17 protein-coding genes are annotated in these 14,167 nt (G+C 64.2%); 7 read left to right on the forward strand and 10 right to left on the reverse strand.

The window, feature by feature from the left end; genetic code table 11:
- Positions 1-85: 85 nt before the first annotated feature.
- The 3 genes from DH08_RS29720 to DH08_RS29730 all read right to left on the reverse strand — a co-directional run bounded on the left by DH08_RS29720 (position 86) and on the right by DH08_RS29730 (position 2,263).
- Positions 86-883: an SH3 domain-containing protein gene (locus tag DH08_RS29720; protein WP_192182827.1), complete on the reverse strand. Its 798-nt coding sequence runs from the start codon at positions 881-883 to the stop codon at positions 86-88.
- A 202-nt stretch (positions 884-1,085) separates the two neighbouring features.
- A complete protein-coding gene (locus DH08_RS29725; protein ID WP_192182828.1) occupies positions 1,086-1,844 on the reverse strand; it encodes a metallophosphoesterase family protein in 759 nt (252 codons plus the stop codon).
- 59 nt (positions 1,845-1,903) lie between these two features.
- Entirely contained in the window at positions 1,904-2,263 is a 360-nt protein-coding gene (locus DH08_RS29730) for an ArsR/SmtB family transcription factor (protein ID WP_192182829.1), read from the reverse strand.
- Between the two features lie 216 nt (positions 2,264-2,479).
- Here DH08_RS29730 and DH08_RS29735 point away from each other — a divergent pair, with 216 nt between their 5' ends.
- Positions 2,480-3,658: an MFS transporter gene (locus tag DH08_RS29735; protein WP_192182830.1), complete on the forward strand. Its 1,179-nt coding sequence runs from the start codon at positions 2,480-2,482 to the stop codon at positions 3,656-3,658.
- Between the two features lie 23 nt (positions 3,659-3,681).
- Here the strand turns inward: DH08_RS29735 and DH08_RS29740 are convergent, their stop codons facing one another.
- Positions 3,682-4,137 carry a MarR family winged helix-turn-helix transcriptional regulator gene (locus DH08_RS29740; protein ID WP_192182831.1) on the reverse strand — a complete coding sequence of 152 codons (456 nt, stop codon included), beginning with the start codon at positions 4,135-4,137 and terminating at the stop codon, positions 3,682-3,684.
- 180 nt (positions 4,138-4,317) lie between these two features.
- On the opposite strand from DH08_RS29740, the gene DH08_RS29745 reads away from it, so the two are divergent.
- Positions 4,318-5,112, forward strand: coding sequence for an SDR family NAD(P)-dependent oxidoreductase (locus DH08_RS29745; RefSeq protein ID WP_192182832.1), 795 nt, complete (start codon positions 4,318-4,320; stop codon positions 5,110-5,112).
- Between the two features lie 19 nt (positions 5,113-5,131).
- Here the strand turns inward: DH08_RS29745 and DH08_RS29750 are convergent, their stop codons facing one another.
- Complete coding sequence (locus DH08_RS29750; protein WP_192182833.1) at positions 5,132-5,731, reverse strand: LysE family translocator; 600 nt, start codon at positions 5,729-5,731, stop codon at positions 5,132-5,134.
- A gap of 95 nt (positions 5,732-5,826) precedes the next feature.
- On the opposite strand from DH08_RS29750, the gene DH08_RS29755 reads away from it, so the two are divergent.
- A complete protein-coding gene (locus tag DH08_RS29755; protein ID WP_192182834.1) occupies positions 5,827-6,687 on the forward strand; it encodes a LysR substrate-binding domain-containing protein in 861 nt (286 codons plus the stop codon).
- Positions 6,688-6,742: 55 nt separating this feature from the next.
- On the opposite strand, the gene DH08_RS29760 is transcribed toward DH08_RS29755, so the two are convergent.
- From DH08_RS29760 to DH08_RS29770, 3 genes are all read right to left on the reverse strand, one after another.
- Entirely contained in the window at positions 6,743-7,393 is a 651-nt protein-coding gene (locus DH08_RS29760; protein ID WP_192182835.1) for a dihydrofolate reductase family protein, read from the reverse strand.
- A gap of 121 nt (positions 7,394-7,514) precedes the next feature.
- Positions 7,515-8,351: a protein-L-isoaspartate O-methyltransferase family protein gene (locus DH08_RS29765; protein WP_192182836.1), complete on the reverse strand. Its 837-nt coding sequence runs from the start codon at positions 8,349-8,351 to the stop codon at positions 7,515-7,517.
- A 54-nt stretch (positions 8,352-8,405) separates the two neighbouring features.
- Positions 8,406-9,773 (reverse strand): Nramp family divalent metal transporter, encoded by a 1,368-nt coding sequence (locus DH08_RS29770; protein WP_192182837.1) that lies wholly within the window; start codon positions 9,771-9,773, stop codon positions 8,406-8,408.
- Positions 9,774-10,011: 238 nt separating this feature from the next.
- Here DH08_RS29770 and mntR point away from each other — a divergent pair, with 238 nt between their 5' ends.
- Positions 10,012-10,467 (forward strand): manganese-binding transcriptional regulator MntR, encoded by a 456-nt coding sequence (mntR, locus tag DH08_RS29775; protein WP_192182838.1) that lies wholly within the window; start codon positions 10,012-10,014, stop codon positions 10,465-10,467.
- An 83-nt stretch (positions 10,468-10,550) separates the two neighbouring features.
- Positions 10,551-10,739 (forward strand): hypothetical protein, encoded by a 189-nt coding sequence (locus tag DH08_RS29780; protein WP_006200039.1) that lies wholly within the window; start codon positions 10,551-10,553, stop codon positions 10,737-10,739.
- 21 nt (positions 10,740-10,760) lie between these two features.
- On the opposite strand, the gene DH08_RS29785 is transcribed toward DH08_RS29780, so the two are convergent.
- Positions 10,761-11,588 (reverse strand): hypothetical protein, encoded by an 828-nt coding sequence (locus tag DH08_RS29785; RefSeq protein WP_246801048.1) that lies wholly within the window; start codon positions 11,586-11,588, stop codon positions 10,761-10,763.
- A 33-nt stretch (positions 11,589-11,621) separates the two neighbouring features.
- The gene (locus DH08_RS29790; protein WP_192182839.1) at positions 11,622-11,777 is read right to left on the reverse strand and encodes a hypothetical protein; all 156 of its coding nucleotides are present in this window, start codon (positions 11,775-11,777) and stop codon (positions 11,622-11,624) included.
- Between the two features lie 14 nt (positions 11,778-11,791).
- Between DH08_RS29790 and ypfJ the strand changes: the two genes are divergently transcribed.
- Together ypfJ and DH08_RS29800 are read left to right on the forward strand one after the other, a co-directional pair.
- Positions 11,792-12,715, forward strand: coding sequence for a KPN_02809 family neutral zinc metallopeptidase (gene ypfJ / locus DH08_RS29795; RefSeq protein WP_192182840.1), 924 nt, complete (start codon positions 11,792-11,794; stop codon positions 12,713-12,715).
- A gap of 156 nt (positions 12,716-12,871) precedes the next feature.
- A complete protein-coding gene (locus DH08_RS29800; RefSeq protein WP_192182841.1) occupies positions 12,872-14,140 on the forward strand; it encodes a TCR/Tet family MFS transporter in 1,269 nt (422 codons plus the stop codon).
- Positions 14,141-14,167: the final 27 nt, after the last annotated feature.

The following is a 14,167-nucleotide window of genomic DNA, read 5'->3' on the forward strand; positions in this document are numbered from 1 at the left end:
CGCCACCGCATCCGCTACAATAACGGATTCGGCCAATGTTGAGTTACAAGGGGGGCGCTGTCCCGCCGACCTCCGTAGAATCTACCTAACCTCCGGTCGCTACCGCGTCGGTGATCTCGAAGCGTTCGGAGGTGCCGATACGGATCATGTTGAGGCTGCCCTCGCGGGTGAAGCGGAACTCGTCTGACGAGTCCGAGCCGGTCGGCAGGCCGCCGTGAAAGCTGATGACGCGCGTGCCGCCATCCGGCCAGGTCACGGTCACCGCGCTGTCGCCACCCGTATGCGCGACGCTTGTCTCGCAACGGGTCATTGGCTGGCCGACATGGCGCGCACAGGGGATTTCGGTGGATGCCTCTCCAGTCGAGGCGGTTTCAACGGTCGCGAATGCCAGGCTATAGGCATCCTGCATGGCAGTCCTGCCGATAGCCTCGGCGGATTTCGGCGCGCCGTCGGGATCGGTCGTCTCGTCCGCGCCCAGGCGCGCTGTCAGGTCGGGCGGCGTCGCGGCGTTTGGGCTTGATTGGTCGGAAAATGCCATATCCGCTTCCGTCAGCACCACCACGCTGGCGGGGTTGAGGTAGCGCGCCGGAGCCCATCCGCGGACTTGCGGGTTGTCGACCTCTTCGACCTTGCACCACGGATTGCCGTTGACGTCGGCGCAGCCGAAGTTCTTGAGGGGTGCGCCGACCGGCAGGCGCGCCTCGGTCTTGCCGATCGCCGACGGCGCGGCGCGGATGTTGAGGAGATCGTCGGGAGCGAGACCGCTGACATAGGAGACGACAGGTGCCGGCTGCTCCTCGGCCCTGGTCGGCAATACCGCCAGCAGAAACGGAGCCGCAATCATGAGGTACAGCGTCTTCGGGAGCGTAATCGTGCGCCTCATCACCTGGCCGTGGGCGTGCGTTAGAGCGCGGCTCGACTCAGAAGTCGTCGCCGCTTGCCGGAGCGTTTTATAAGGGACGACGCGATGCCATGTCATCCCGAAAAGATGCTGCTGCTTATTCAGCCGACGGTATGAACGCGTACCGCGTTCAGCCCTGAGGCATGAACCAGTAGGTTCAGCCTGACATGAACGCATTCTGCGTTCAGTCTGACATAAACCCTGTCCTGAGCGCGTGCGCCCATTCCGGCCTGCCAGCCTGCTCGGCTTGCCGTGCCGCCGCCTCGTGGTCGTAGTCGACGGCGAAGGCCTCGAAACGGTCGGGACGGCCGGGCACATCCAGCTCGACAATGCCGTAGCGCGCATGCGGCGAGCCCTGCTCGGAGACGTGCGCCGGTGGGGTCGAATCGTCATAGGCCGGGCAACCGACGCTGCCGGGATTGAAGATCACCGGGCCGCCGGGAATGCGGATCAGCTCGCTGCGGTGGCTGTGGCCGCAGAGCACGATGCGGCAGGCGGGGTCGAGCGGCTTCAGCCTTCGCCTTATGGCGGCGAGCGGCGCCCGCACCAGCTGGCCGTCGGTAATCGCGTCGGCCAGGTATTTCTCGTCATGATCGGGCCGGGCGTGGAAGGCGATGACGCCGGGCACGATCTCCAGCGTGAAGGGCAAGGCAAGCAGCGCCTCGCGCTGCGCCGCCGTCAGCCGCTCCTGCGCATAGCGGTCGGACGGCCACATGGTGTCGTCGGCCGGATCGACGGCGACGCGTCGGTCGTGGTTTCCGCGCACCGTCGGCAGGCCGAGCGCTTCCAGCCGCTCCATGGTCTCGCGCGGCCACAGCGGGCCGGAGACGCAGTCGCCGAGATTGACGGTGAGATCAGCACCGCCCCGGCGCTTGAGATCGTCGAGCACGGCATCCAATGCGAGCACGTTGCCGTGGATGTCGGCGAGGACGGCGATGCGCATGGGGGAGCTCCGTGGGTGAGGTAGTGTTTGCTCGCCCCCGCAAAGCAGGGAGAGGAATGCTAAGCTTGGATTTCGATCTCGTCGGCGCCGCCGACCATCGGCAGTGCCTTGTCCTCGCCGGCCGCGGCGATGACGCTGTCGAGCAGGCCTGGGAAGCGGGCGTCGAGATCGGCGCGGCGCAGCGTGATCATCCGGTTGGTGCCGACCACCTCGGCACGGGTGACGCCGGCCTCGCGCAGCTTGGCCAGATGGTAGCTGAGATTGGTCTTGGAACCGAGATCGAGGAACTGGCTGCAGTTCAGCGCCACGCCTTCCTTGCTGGCGAGATAGCGCACGATGGCGAGCCTGGTCGGATCGCCGAGCACGGCGAGCACGTTTGGCAGGCTGATCTGGTCAGCGTTGGGGTGGGGCAGTGTCATGCGCAGGAATTAAGCACAATCGGGGCCGATTTCAACGCGTCTCCTCCGTCAGCGGCTGCACACGGCGTCTCATGGCGGGTGCAAAGAGTTTATTGAACCCACCGCTTGTCCTGACACAGGGCTGTCAGCAGGCTTCAGTTATTTTCCCGCGGCTTCATTGACATCATGCCCTGTTATGTCCAATTGTTCAATAACTTTTGAACTAAGGACACCGCCATGGACAAGCGCCTCTTCTGGCTTGCGCTCGGATCGTTCACGATCTCGACCGAAGGCTTCGTCATCTCCAGCCTTCTGCCCGACATCGCCAGCGACGCCGGTATCTCCATTCCGCTCGCCGGCACGCTGATAACCGCCTTCGCACTGGCCTATGCGGTCGGCACGCCGATCCTGGCGACGCTGACCGGCGAATGGGATCGGCGCCGCGTCATCCTGTGGACGCTGGTGTTCTTCGTTCTCGGCAATCTGGTGGCGGCGCTGAGCTCGTCCTTCGAACTGCTGCTGATCGCCCGCATCATCATGGCGCTGTCGTCAGGCCTGTTCGCCGCAACCGCGCAAGGCACGGCTGTGGCGCTGGTCGATGACCATCACCGGGCGCGCGCCATTGCCGTCGTCGTCGGCGGCACCACGGTGGCTGTTGCCCTCGGTGCGCCGCTCGGCGCGCTCGTTGCCACCGTTGCCGGCTGGCGCGGCACCTTCTTTGCCATAGCCGGGCTCGGTGCGCTGGCCGGCGCGATCCTGTGGTACCGGTTGCCGCGCGGCATCGTCGGCACCAGGCTGCCGCTGAAGCGCAGGCTGGCGGCCGCACTGCGTCCCGGCGTGATGCCAATCCTGCTGACGACGATGTTGGCACTGATCGGCGCCTTCACCGTCTTTTCCTATGTCGCGCCTCTGGCCATCGAAGGCGGCGGCCTGAGCGCGCTGGCGCTGCCCGGCATGCTGCTCGCCTTCGGCGTCGGCGCCGTCATCGGCAACATCGCCGGCGGGCAGGCGGCAGACCGTTTCGGCGCGACGCGCACCGTCGGCTGGTCGCTGACGCTGAGCGCGGCCATGCTGGTCATGCTGTCGGTCATCCCGATCTTCCTGCCGCACCATATTGCCGGGCCGGCGCTGATGGCGATGATGGTGCCGTGGGGCATCGTCGGCTGGGCCTTCCCGCCGGCGCAGGCCAGCCGCATCATCAAGATCGCGCCTGACGCCGCTCCGATCGTACTGTCGCTCAATGCCTCGGCGCTCTATCTCGGCGTGGCGCTGGGCGCGGTGGTCGGCGGTGCCGTGCTGCGCTATGGCGCGCCGGCCGATCTCGGCCTGATCGCCGCGGCGTTCCCGTTGATCGGGCTCGGCGTCGTGTTGGCCGGGCGGATGCTGGCGCGGCCGGTCGCGGTTCCGGCGGAGTAGTCTTCTACAAAGTCGCCGGCCGCTTATCTGGCCGGCGGCATATCGAAATCCAGCGTGGCGATTTCATCGAGCGCCGCGCGCAGCTTCGCCGCCTGGTCCTTGCCGAGCATGGCCTCGAAACGCTGCTGCGCGATGGTCCACAGCTTGGTCGCCTCATCGAGCTTGAGCCCGCCCTGCGGCGTCAGCCGCACGCGCTTGACGCGACGGTCGTCCTTGTCGGCGAAGGTCTCGACATAACCGTCACGGATCAGCGGCTTCAGCGTGTGGCCGAGCGCCGAGAGGTCCATGATCAGCGCCTCGGCTATGGCGCCCATCGCCGGCTCGCTGCCGATATGGATCTGGTAGAGCAGGCCGTATTGCGTGCCTTTCAGGCCCGAAGGCGCCAACACATCGTCATAGAACCGGCCGAGCTTGCGCCCGGCGCGCCGCAGCGTTGCGTTGTTACAAAGGGTAAGTCCCGGCAGCGCGCCTTTGGTCATGACAACTCCTTGCCAGCGAATGGATCCGCTGGCCTGCCGCAGAAATAGTTTTTGCCGCCGCCGTTGACAAGATAGTGGCATATACCTACTTCGGAAAAAGTGGCATATGCCACTAATTGAAATCTGACGCGGACGAACGCCATGGGGCTCGTCTCGCTTGGCAGCAAAAGGAACACGACAATGAGCACGAAGGACAATAAGGGCACGGCCGTCATCACCGGCGCATCGTCGGGCATCGGCGCCGTCTATGCCGACCGGCTGGCCGCACAGGGCTACGACCTGGTGCTGGTGGCGCGGCGCGCCGACCGGCTGAAGGAACTGGCGGACAGGTTGGGTTACGACTATGGCCGCAAGGTCAAGGTGATCGCCGCCGATCTCTCCGATGATGGCGATGTTCGCCGGGTCGAGCAGGCGATCACCAACGATGAGAGCGTGACGCTGCTGGTCAACAATGCCGGCCTTGGCGGCCAGCAGGTCGTGGCAGACGCCGATGCCGATGCGACCGAGCGCATGATCAAGGTCAATGTCGTGGCGCTGACCCGGCTCACACGCGCAGTGCTGCCGGGGCTGCTCGCACGCAATCGCGGCGCCATCGTCAACATTGCCTCGGTGGCCGCCTATGGCACGGCAATCGGCGGCATCTACAGCGGCACCAAGGCCTATGTCGTCAATTTCACCGAAGCGCTGCAACGCGAGGTCGCCGACACCGAGGTGAAGGTGCAGGTCGTGCTGCCCGGGCCGATCCGCACCGACTTCTGGGAATTGGCCGGCGCCGATCTCAACTCTCTCAACCAGGACTGGGTGATGACCGTTGACGATCTGGTCGATGCGGCGCTTGCCGGCTTTGCCCAGGGCGAGACGGTCACTGCGCCGGGGCTCGCCGATCCGGCCAAGCTCGATGCGTTCATCGGCGCCAGGGACAGTTTTTACGTCAGCCTGATCGCCGGCAAGCCGGCGGCGCGTTACGCGGCTTGAAACACTGAGGCGGCCGGTCTCAGGCCGGCCGCCACATCGGCACGATCGAGGCGGCGAGCACCAAGCCGAGCAGGATGTTGAGCGCCCGCCATTGCCGCTCTGTCTTGAGCAGCCGCGCAAGCAGCGTGCCGGCCACGCACCACAGCGAAAGCGACAGTGCCGCCGCCAGGCCGAAGACAGCGCCGAGCAGCAGCGCGAGCTGCAGCGGGCCGTCGGCCAGCGCTGCGAACGAGGCGGCAGCGCCCAGCCCCATGGCCCAGCCCTTTGGGTTCATCCATTGCACGCTGGCACCTCCAAAGAAGCTGTTCGGCTTTGCCATCGACACATCGAGATTGGGCGGGCCGCTGCGACCGATCTTGAAGGCAAGCCAGACAAGGTAGGCCGATCCCGCGATCTTCATCGCCAGTTGCAGCGACGGCACGGCGGCGAGCAGGCCGGCAAGCCCGGCGGCACCGGCGGCCGCCACCGATGCCAGGCCGGCGGCACTGCCGGCCATCAGCGGAATGGAACGGCGAAAGCCGAACTGCGCGCCTGAGGCCGTCGACAAGGTCGTGGCAATGCCAGGCGTCGAGGTGGAGACCAGCGCGAACAGGATAAGCGGAAGGACGGTCTCGAGCATGCTGTTTCCTGCGTGGAACCAGCATTTCTAGAGATTGTCCTGCATCAGTAAATGCAATGTTTGCCATGGATAGCATTAGCATCCATAATACAACAATGATCCGTAATCTCGACACCGCCCTGATCCGCACCTTCGTCACTGTTGCCGACAAGGCCAGCATGACGGCTGCGGCGAATGCACTGCATCTGACGCAAGGCGCCGTCAGCCAGCAGGTCAAGCGGCTGGAGGATCTCTTGGGCTCCAGCCTGTTCGAACGCGACCGGCGCGGTCTAAAACTCACCCGCGCCGGCGAACGGCTGTTCGGCAAGGGCAAACGCCTGCTGTCGCTCAATGATGAGATCTGGGCAGAGATGGTGGGAGAAGCGGTTTCCGGGCAGGTGCGGCTCGGCGTGCCGTATGATCTCGTCGGCACGCTGCTTGCCCCAGTGCTGAAGACCTATGCCGGGACTTATCCGCAGATCGAGATATCGCTTCACTGCGCCTCCTCGCCCGAGCTCGCCGCGGCGCTCGCAGCCGGTACGATCGATCTCGCCGTCATCGAAGAGCAGGTCGGCCCGTCCGCCGGCGAATGCCTGCTCATCGACCGGCTGGTCTGGGTCGGCGCCAGAGGTGGCGTCGCCCGCCAAAAGCGCCCCTTGCCGGTGTCGATGGTTGCCGACACCTGTGCCTTCCGCCCGGCGGTGATTTCTGCGCTCGACGAGCATGGGCTGGAATGGCGCACCGTGTTCGAGAACGGCAACATCGATGCGACGACGGCGACGGTGCGTTCCGACCTCGCCGTCACCACCTGGCTCGCCTCGACAGTGCCTGGCGACCTTGAGATTTTGTCTGCCGATGCCGAACTGCCGGCCTTGCCGAATTTTGCGATCAATTTGCACCTGCCCAAGCATGGCATTGAACCCGCTGCACGAGAGTTTGCGGCTCATATCCGCGACGGGTTGGCGCGGCGGCAGTAGGCGGCGTGAGAGGTAGGGGCGGCCGATTATCCGGCCGCCCGAATTTCACCTCGGATTACTTCCAGTTCTTGCGCCGTTCGAGCTCGGCTTCCGAAGGCTTCTCCGTGGCAAACGACCCGGTCTTGATTTCGCCGCCGCGCTCATAGGTGGCCATGATGACGCCGGTGCTGGAAGTCTGCGACTTGGCAAGCTTGAAGGCGGCCGGCATCGCGCCATCGCCGAACAGCCGCTTGCCCTTGCCCAGCACCAGCGGGAAGATCATCAGCCGAATCTCGTCGATCAGCCCGTTGGCGAGCAGGGTCTGGATCAGATTGCCCGATCCCTGGATAAGCAGGTCAGGTCCATCTTCCTGCTTGAGGCGGCGCAACGTCGCGACGATATCTTCCCCAAGCCATTGCGTGTTCTGCCAGGTGAGCGAATCCGGCCGATGCGTCGCCACATACTTGGTCGCAGGGTTGAAGGCATCTGCGATCGAATCTTTCTGATACGGCCAGTACGCAGCGAAGATGTCGTAGGTTCTGCGGCCGAGCAGCAGGGCGAAGGGCTTGGAGAACATTTCATCCATTGCCGCGCCCGCCACCTCGTCAAAGTAATGAAAGGTCCAGCCGCCGAACTTGAAGCCGCCGACCGGATCCTCTTCCGGACCGCCTGGCGCCTGCATGACGCCGTCGAGGCTGACGAATGTAGCGGCGATGATCTTTCTCATTGGTCTTCTCCCTTTCGATGATCCGTGCCGTCAGGGCCGGATTTCGACCTAAGGACGGGCGGGCAGACAGCCGTCCGACACGCTACGGATAAATTTCCGTGGCCCCATAGCTGAGCGGTGCTCATCGCCGCCGCCTGCCGAGGGCCCGCGACGAGAACCAGATATCACCGATGATGGCAGTGGCCGTACGGTCCGGCTTCTTGTCGGCCGTCAGCCAGATCGAGCGGCTGCTCGCGGCCTGTTGGCGGTCGGGGATTTTCGCCGTCGGGCCGGCGAGCGAGGCGCCGACGCAAGGGATGAACCATGAACCCATGAACGGATCGCAGGCCAAACCCTGCGCGGTGCGGGTCACCACCATTGCCAGGCCGACGCGATCGGCCGGACGCCACGGGAAGATCAAGCGACCGCCGGCCTTTAGCGCCTTCAGCCAGCAAGAAGGCGGCGCCATGACACCGGCATTGACATAGATGATATCGGAAGGCGGCAGTTCGCTTTCGACGGCATTGTCGTGGACAACCGAAACATTGCCATAGGGTTCGAGGTTTTTCTTCGCCCGGGCGGCGAGGCCGGGATCCAGCTCGATGGCGGTGACGGTGCCGGGTGCCACCAGCTTCGCCAAAATGGCGGTGTAGTAGCCGGTGCCGGCGCCGATATGGGTGACGGCCTCGCCAGGCTTTGGCGCGATCCTGCCGATCCACATGGCGTGCAGGAAGGGTTCACCGTTGTTGATGCCCTTGTCGGCGTTAAGCACCACCAGCACGTTCTGGTAGATGTGAACCGGATCGGGGCTCGGCGTCTCGACCTTGCCGTTGCCGGCAATGATGGTCCATGGCCCGGGGCCGAGAAAGGCCTCGCGCGGCACCGCGGCGATCACCTCCTCGAGACGCGGATCGGCCGATGCGGCATGGGCCGCCATCAGCCGTGCGTAGAATCTCCTGGCGTCCTCGATCCTGTTCATGGCGCTGCAGAAGATAGCGCAGGCCGCAGCTTTGTCGCGATGGCTGGAAGAAACTCAGCCGAAGCCGACGACGGTGTCGTAGAGCAGCTTGAAGTTGAGCACCAGGATGACGGCGGCGACCACCCAGGCAAGGGCGGCGACACTGCGGGGGATGGCGAGGTTGCCCATCTTGTTTTTGTCGGACACGAACTGCACCAGCGGCACGACGGCAAAGGGCAGCTGCATCGACAGGATCACCTGGCTGAGAACCAGGAGCTGGCCGGTTCCCTTTTCGCCGTAGAGCGCTGTCACCACCACCACCGGGATGATGGCGATGCCGCGCGTCAACAGGCGGCGTGCCCATTGCGGGATGCGCAGGCGCAGGAACCCTTCCATGACGATCTGGCCGGCAAGCGTTGCGGTGACCGTCGAGTTGAGGCCGGAGGCCAGCAGCGCCACCGCAAACAGGATCGAGGCGATGCCGAGGCCAAGCAGCGGCGACAGAAGTTCGAAGGCCTGGCCGATCTCGGCGACGTCCTGGTGGCCTGTGTTGTGGAAGGCCACCGCGGCCACGATCAGGATGGAGGCGTTGACGAACAGCGCGAGAATGAGCGCGATGGTCGAGTCCATGGTCGCCCATTTTATGGCGTCGCGCTTGCCTTTTTCGGTGCGCTCATAGGCGCGGGTCTGCACGATCGAGGAGTGCAGATAGAGGTTATGCGGCATCACGGTGGCGCCGATGATGCCGATGGCGATGTAGAGCATCTCCGGATTGGTGACAATCGCGGACGACGGCACGAACATCGAATGCAGGATCGAGCCGACCGGCGGTGCGGCGGCAAAGATCTGGATGGCGAAGCAGCCGAAGATGATGATCAGGAGCGCAATGATGAAGGCTTCGAGAAAGCGGAAGCCCTTGTTCATCAAGAGAAGCAGCAGGAAGGCGTCGAGTGCGGTGATGATGGCGCCGCCGATCAGCGGAATGCCGAACAGAAGCTGCAGGGCGATCGCCGTGCCGATGACCTCGGCGAGGTCGCAGGCGATGATGGCCAGTTCACAGGCGATCCACAGCAGGAAATTGACAGGTCGGGGATAGTAGGCGCGGCACGCCTGGGCAAGGTCGCGGCCGGTGGCGATGCCAAGCCTGGCGGCAAGCGCCTGCAGCAGGATCGCCATCAGGTTCGACAGCATGATGATGAACAGCAGCGTGTAGCCGAACTGGGCGCCACCGGCGAGGTCAGTCGCCCAATTGCCGGGGTCCATATAACCGACCGAAACCATGTATCCCGGTCCCATGAAGGCGAACAGCCGGCGCAGCCAGAAGCCGGACTGCGGCACGGCGATCGAGGCGTTGACCTCGCGCAGGCTGGGCTGGTCGTCTTCGTCCGGCCTGGCAAATCGCCACGCGGATCGGGGTTCTACGGTGGCTTCGGCGTCTGACATGGAGGGGGTCCGCTTGAATGGATGACTGTGCTTGCTACCTATGCCGAGGCTCAACATTATGCAATATGCTATGTTTCATCGATCATGCTTTTGTGATGTGCCGATCAATGCCCCGGACGGATAGCCGCAAACGCCGGTTGCGCCTGCCCTGGAATGCAAATAAACGGCCAGACCATCCGGGTCCGTGCTATGAGTGCGAAGCCGATTCAGACTTCAAGCTGCCAAGGAGGAGCGCGTATTGGCGCTGAGGAACAGACCGGTTCGACGCGAAAAGCCGCTTCCCGATGCCGACGTTCATTCGCAAGGGTTTCGGCAGACGCGTGAAGCACGCCGCAGCGCGCTCGTCGAAGACTATGTCGAGCTGATCGCCGACCTGATCGAGGATGGCAACGAGGCGCGGCAGGTCGATATCGCGGCCAGGCTGGGCGTCGCCCAACCGACCGTGGCCAAAATGCTCACCAGGCTGTGCACCGAGGGACTGGTCTCCAGAAAACCCTATCGCGGCGTGTTCCTGACCGAGGCCGGCCGCAAGGTTGCCGAAGAGAGCCGCATCCGCCACCAGACCGTGGAAGCCTTTCTGCGCTCGCTCGGCGTCAGCGCCGAGACGGCGCGCATCGATGCCGAGGGCATCGAGCACCATGTCAGCGCCGAGACGCTCGAGGCGTTTCGCAAGGCGATGACGGCGCCGCGCTGATCTCTTTTTCGACCTGCCGGAACAGAGATATCGCCGGTGCGTTTGATGTCATGCCGCGCGATTGGCGCGGTGAGGAGGACATCATGGGCGTGGAACAGGCACCGACCGCAAAAGGCAAGCAGGCTGCCAAAGGATTGAAGCAAGCCGCGGCAAAGAACGAACGCAAGACCGAAGCCGACACCGGCCGGCCGCTGAAGAAGGGCGCCGCCCGCTTCGAGGAGCGCTCGAAAAGTTCCGACGGCAAGAGCGCCGGCACCAAGCAGAAGAGCTAAGGCTGTTCACTCGCGGCCAAATCACATTTCAGTCCTGCGTGTCCTGCACCCAGCTGCGCGGATGGCCGTCGACGCGGAACTGGAAGATGAAATAGGGCGGGATGCAGGTGCCCTTGCCGGGCCTTGCTTCCGCCAGATCGTCATAACCGGCGGTGCAGATATAGTCCTCGCGGCAGGGATGCGCCTTGTCGCAGGCGCGCAGGCCGGCGGTCTTGGTGAACTCCCTGGTGCAGAATTTGTGATCCTGCCAGAGCCGATGCAGTTGTTGAAGCCGGTTTTGGCTAGCCGGCCGCAGGTTGCTTCGTCGGGTAGCTTGTCGCAGTGCGCCTTGCGCAGCATGCCGCCTGGAAAGCCGCCGGTCTTCTGTTCGGGATTGTCGTAGCGCTGGCGCGCCGCGCCATAGCCGGCGACTTTCACCAGCGGCTTCTTGTCCCTGGCCGGGTCGATACCGCAGGCCTTCGCGGTGGCCGGCGACAGACGGCAATACTGGTCGCTGCCCCATTTCGACATTTTTATCTCGCCGAATTCGACGGGGTCGCCGACCGCGGTCCCTGCTTCGCTGACGCAGGTGCCGAAGCCTGGATGGATGGCGCTTTCGTGGACGCCGGCGCAGCGCAGGCGTTCGCCACAGCTCCAGTCCTTGAAGCTGGCATCCGTGCCGCGATAGCGCGTCAGCCCAAGCGCCGGACCAAGCAAGCGGCTGATCGACAAGCCGCCGCGCTCGAGCGCCTGCAGCGTCTCGGCGTCGGTGACGGCGACGCTGGAATCGAGGGTGACGGCACCGGTTGTCCCGATGCCTGGACCCATCAATGCCGCCAGCAACAGCAGGAACCGGCCAATCGTCCGCAAGTGCCCCTCGCAACCCCTTGTCGAAGAGGCATGCTACAGACCTTGCGCCGTCTCGGCCAGAGCGGCGAAGCCGCCAAGCCGGCGCTCCATCGGCGCGAAAAATGCTGTGACTTGCTGCAACCATTGGGATAATTGTTTGTTGGGTGTGGCCGGCATCGGGATGTCGTCCTGACCGTTTGGAATTTGCATCGCGGGGAGTTGCCATGCTCTGGAGAGGCCGTCGTCAGAGTGACAATGTCGAGGACCAGCGCAGCGGTGGCGGCGGTGGTGGATTGGGCGGCGGCAGCCCCGGCCAGTTCCGCATACCGATCGGCGGGCGCGCCGGCGGTGGTTCGAGCATCTTCATTGTCATCCTTGTTGTCCTTGCCGGATGGTATTTCGGCTTCGATCCGTCTCAGATCCTGGGCGGCGGCGACACCGTGCCGGGCGGCGGTGGCCAGATCACCGACAACAGCGGCGACCAGGGTGGCGGCACGGGAGCGCCCGCTTCCGACGAGATGAAGCAGTTCGTTTCGACCGTGCTTGCCGAAACCGAGGACACCTGGAAAGGCATCTTCCAGGCCGAGGGCCTGACCTATGAGGATCCGAAACTGGTGCTGTTCAGCAGCCAGATCCGCTCGGCCTGCGGTTTTGCCTCCTCGGCGGCCGGGCCGTTCTATTGCCCCAGCGACCACAAGGTCTACCTCGACGTGACGTTCTTCCAGCAGCTCGACCAGCAGTTCGGCGCTTCTGGTGAATTCGCTCGGGCCTATGTGATCGCCCATGAAGTCGGCCACCATGTGCAGAACCTGACCGGCATCCTGCCCAAGTTCAACCAGATGCGGCAGAGCATGGGTGAGGCCGAGGCCAACCACATGTCGATGCAGGTTGAACTCCAGGCCGACTGCTTCGCCGGCGTCTGGGCGCATTTCACCGCGCAAAAGGGCATTCTCGAACAGGGCGACATGGAATCGGCGCTGAACGCCGCCAGGCAGATCGGCGACGATACGCTGCAGAAGAAGATGCAAGGCTATGTCGTGCCGGAAAGCTTCAACCACGGCACCTCGCAGCAGCGGCAGACCTGGCTGGCGCGCGGCTACAAGAGCGGCAAGCTTTCGGACTGCGATACCTTCAACAACCCGATCTGAAGCGGCCGGATTCCTCGCTGATCTGACGGCGGCATTGCCGTCAGGGGATGTCAGGATGGAAGCATCCTGCTCGTTCCCTTATTGTTCCCTGCTGGGCGCTCGCCTATAAAGTGCGTCCGCCTTTGCCCCGGGGCGGCCAGAGGAGCTTGACCGATCATGATCGATCCCAAAACCGCCAAGCGGGGCCTTGCGCTCGTTTTTACCACGCTGTTGCTCGACATCATCGGCTTCGGCATCATCATGCCGGTACTGCCGGCCTATCTGCAGGAGCTCACCGGCGTCGGCGTCAGCGAGGCCGCGATCGAGGGTGGCTGGCTGTTCTTCGCCTATGCAGCGATGCAGTTCGTTTTCGCGCCCGTCATGGGAGGCTTGAGCGATCGGTTCGGGCGTCGGCCGATCCTGCTTGCCTCCGTGCTGACGTTTTCCATCGACAATCTGATCTGCGCCGTCGCCTGGTCGTACCCGATGCTGTTCATCGGGCGCGTACTGGCCGGCATTTCCGGCGCCAGCTATTCGACGACCTCCGCCTTCATCGCCGACATCTCGACCGATGAGAACCGGGCCAAGAATTTCGGCCTGCTCGGCATCGCCTTCGGCGTCGGCTTCGTCATCGGACCGGTTCTGGGCGGGCTGCTCGGCACGTTCGGGCCGCGCGTGCCGTTCTATTTCGCCGCCGGGCTGGCTTTCGTGAACTTTATGATTGCGCTGTTTTTCTTGCCGGAGACGCTCGACGACAAGCACCGCCGCCGCTTCGAGTGGAAACGCGCGAACCCGGTCGGCACGCTCATGCAGATGCGCAACTATCAAGGCATCGGTTGGATCGGGCTTGCCTTCTTCCTGATGACGCTCGGCCACATGATGTACCCGGCGGTCTGGTCGTTCGTCTCCAACTACCGCTATGGCTGGAGCGAGCAGCAGATCGGCTTCTCGCTCGGCGCCTTCGGCCTGTGCGGTGCGATTATCATGGCGACGGTCCTGCCGCGCGTGATCCCCAGGCTTGGCGAATGGAGGACGGCGGTCATCGGCCTTACCTTCACCGCGCTCAGCGCCTTCGGCTACGCCTTCGCGTGGCAGGGCTGGATGATCTATGCGGTGATCGTCGCCGGCTGCCTCGAAGCGTTGGCCGATCCGCCGCTAAGGAGCCTCGCTGCCGCCAAGGTGCCGCCGTCGGCGCAGGGCGAACTCCAGGGCGCGATGTCGTCGATCTTCTCGATCACCTCGATCATCACGCCGCTGCTCTATACGGGGATCTTTTCCTGGTTCACGGGGCCGAGCGCACCGGTGACCTTCGGTGGCGCGCCTTATCTGCTCGGCGCGGTTTTCCTCACGCTGGCACTCGTCGTCTTCGTCACCAAAGTGGCCAAGCCGACGCCGAACGAAGTCGAGCGCATGCATGCGCAGGAGACGGTGACCGACACGGTTTGAGATTCGCGAAGCACGGAGAAAAAGTGA

It is taken from the genome of Mesorhizobium amorphae (genome assembly GCF_014843845.1).
GTDB classification, from domain to species: Bacteria; Pseudomonadota; Alphaproteobacteria; order Rhizobiales; family Rhizobiaceae; genus Mesorhizobium; species Mesorhizobium amorphae_A.

Excerpts from the sequence above, each read along its gene's own strand:
- DH08_RS29765 (WP_192182836.1), bottom strand. The coding sequence starts at position 8,351 with ATGAACAGGATCGAGGACGCCAGGAGATTCTACGCACGGCTGATGGCG.
- DH08_RS29720 (WP_192182827.1), bottom strand. The coding sequence starts at position 883 with ATGAGGCGCACGATTACGCTCCCGAAGACGCTGTACCTCATGATTGCG.
- DH08_RS29740 (WP_192182831.1), bottom strand. The coding sequence starts at position 4,137 with ATGACCAAAGGCGCGCTGCCGGGACTTACCCTTTGTAACAACGCAACG.
- DH08_RS29755 (WP_192182834.1), top strand. The coding sequence starts at position 5,827 with ATGATCCGTAATCTCGACACCGCCCTGATCCGCACCTTCGTCACTGTT.
- DH08_RS29760 (WP_192182835.1), bottom strand. The coding sequence starts at position 7,393 with ATGAGAAAGATCATCGCCGCTACATTCGTCAGCCTCGACGGCGTCATG.
- DH08_RS29790 (WP_192182839.1), bottom strand. The coding sequence starts at position 11,777 with ATGCAAATTCCAAACGGTCAGGACGACATCCCGATGCCGGCCACACCC.
- DH08_RS29735 (WP_192182830.1), top strand. The coding sequence starts at position 2,480 with ATGGACAAGCGCCTCTTCTGGCTTGCGCTCGGATCGTTCACGATCTCG.
- DH08_RS29745 (WP_192182832.1), top strand. The coding sequence starts at position 4,318 with ATGAGCACGAAGGACAATAAGGGCACGGCCGTCATCACCGGCGCATCG.
- DH08_RS29730 (WP_192182829.1), bottom strand. The coding sequence starts at position 2,263 with ATGACACTGCCCCACCCCAACGCTGACCAGATCAGCCTGCCAAACGTG.
- DH08_RS29800 (WP_192182841.1), top strand. The coding sequence starts at position 12,872 with ATGATCGATCCCAAAACCGCCAAGCGGGGCCTTGCGCTCGTTTTTACC.
- ypfJ (WP_192182840.1), top strand. The coding sequence starts at position 11,792 with ATGCTCTGGAGAGGCCGTCGTCAGAGTGACAATGTCGAGGACCAGCGC.
- DH08_RS29750 (WP_192182833.1), bottom strand. The coding sequence starts at position 5,731 with ATGCTCGAGACCGTCCTTCCGCTTATCCTGTTCGCGCTGGTCTCCACC.
- DH08_RS29780 (WP_006200039.1), top strand. The coding sequence starts at position 10,551 with ATGGGCGTGGAACAGGCACCGACCGCAAAAGGCAAGCAGGCTGCCAAA.
- DH08_RS29725 (WP_192182828.1), bottom strand. The coding sequence starts at position 1,844 with ATGCGCATCGCCGTCCTCGCCGACATCCACGGCAACGTGCTCGCATTG.
- DH08_RS29770 (WP_192182837.1), bottom strand. The coding sequence starts at position 9,773 with ATGTCAGACGCCGAAGCCACCGTAGAACCCCGATCCGCGTGGCGATTT.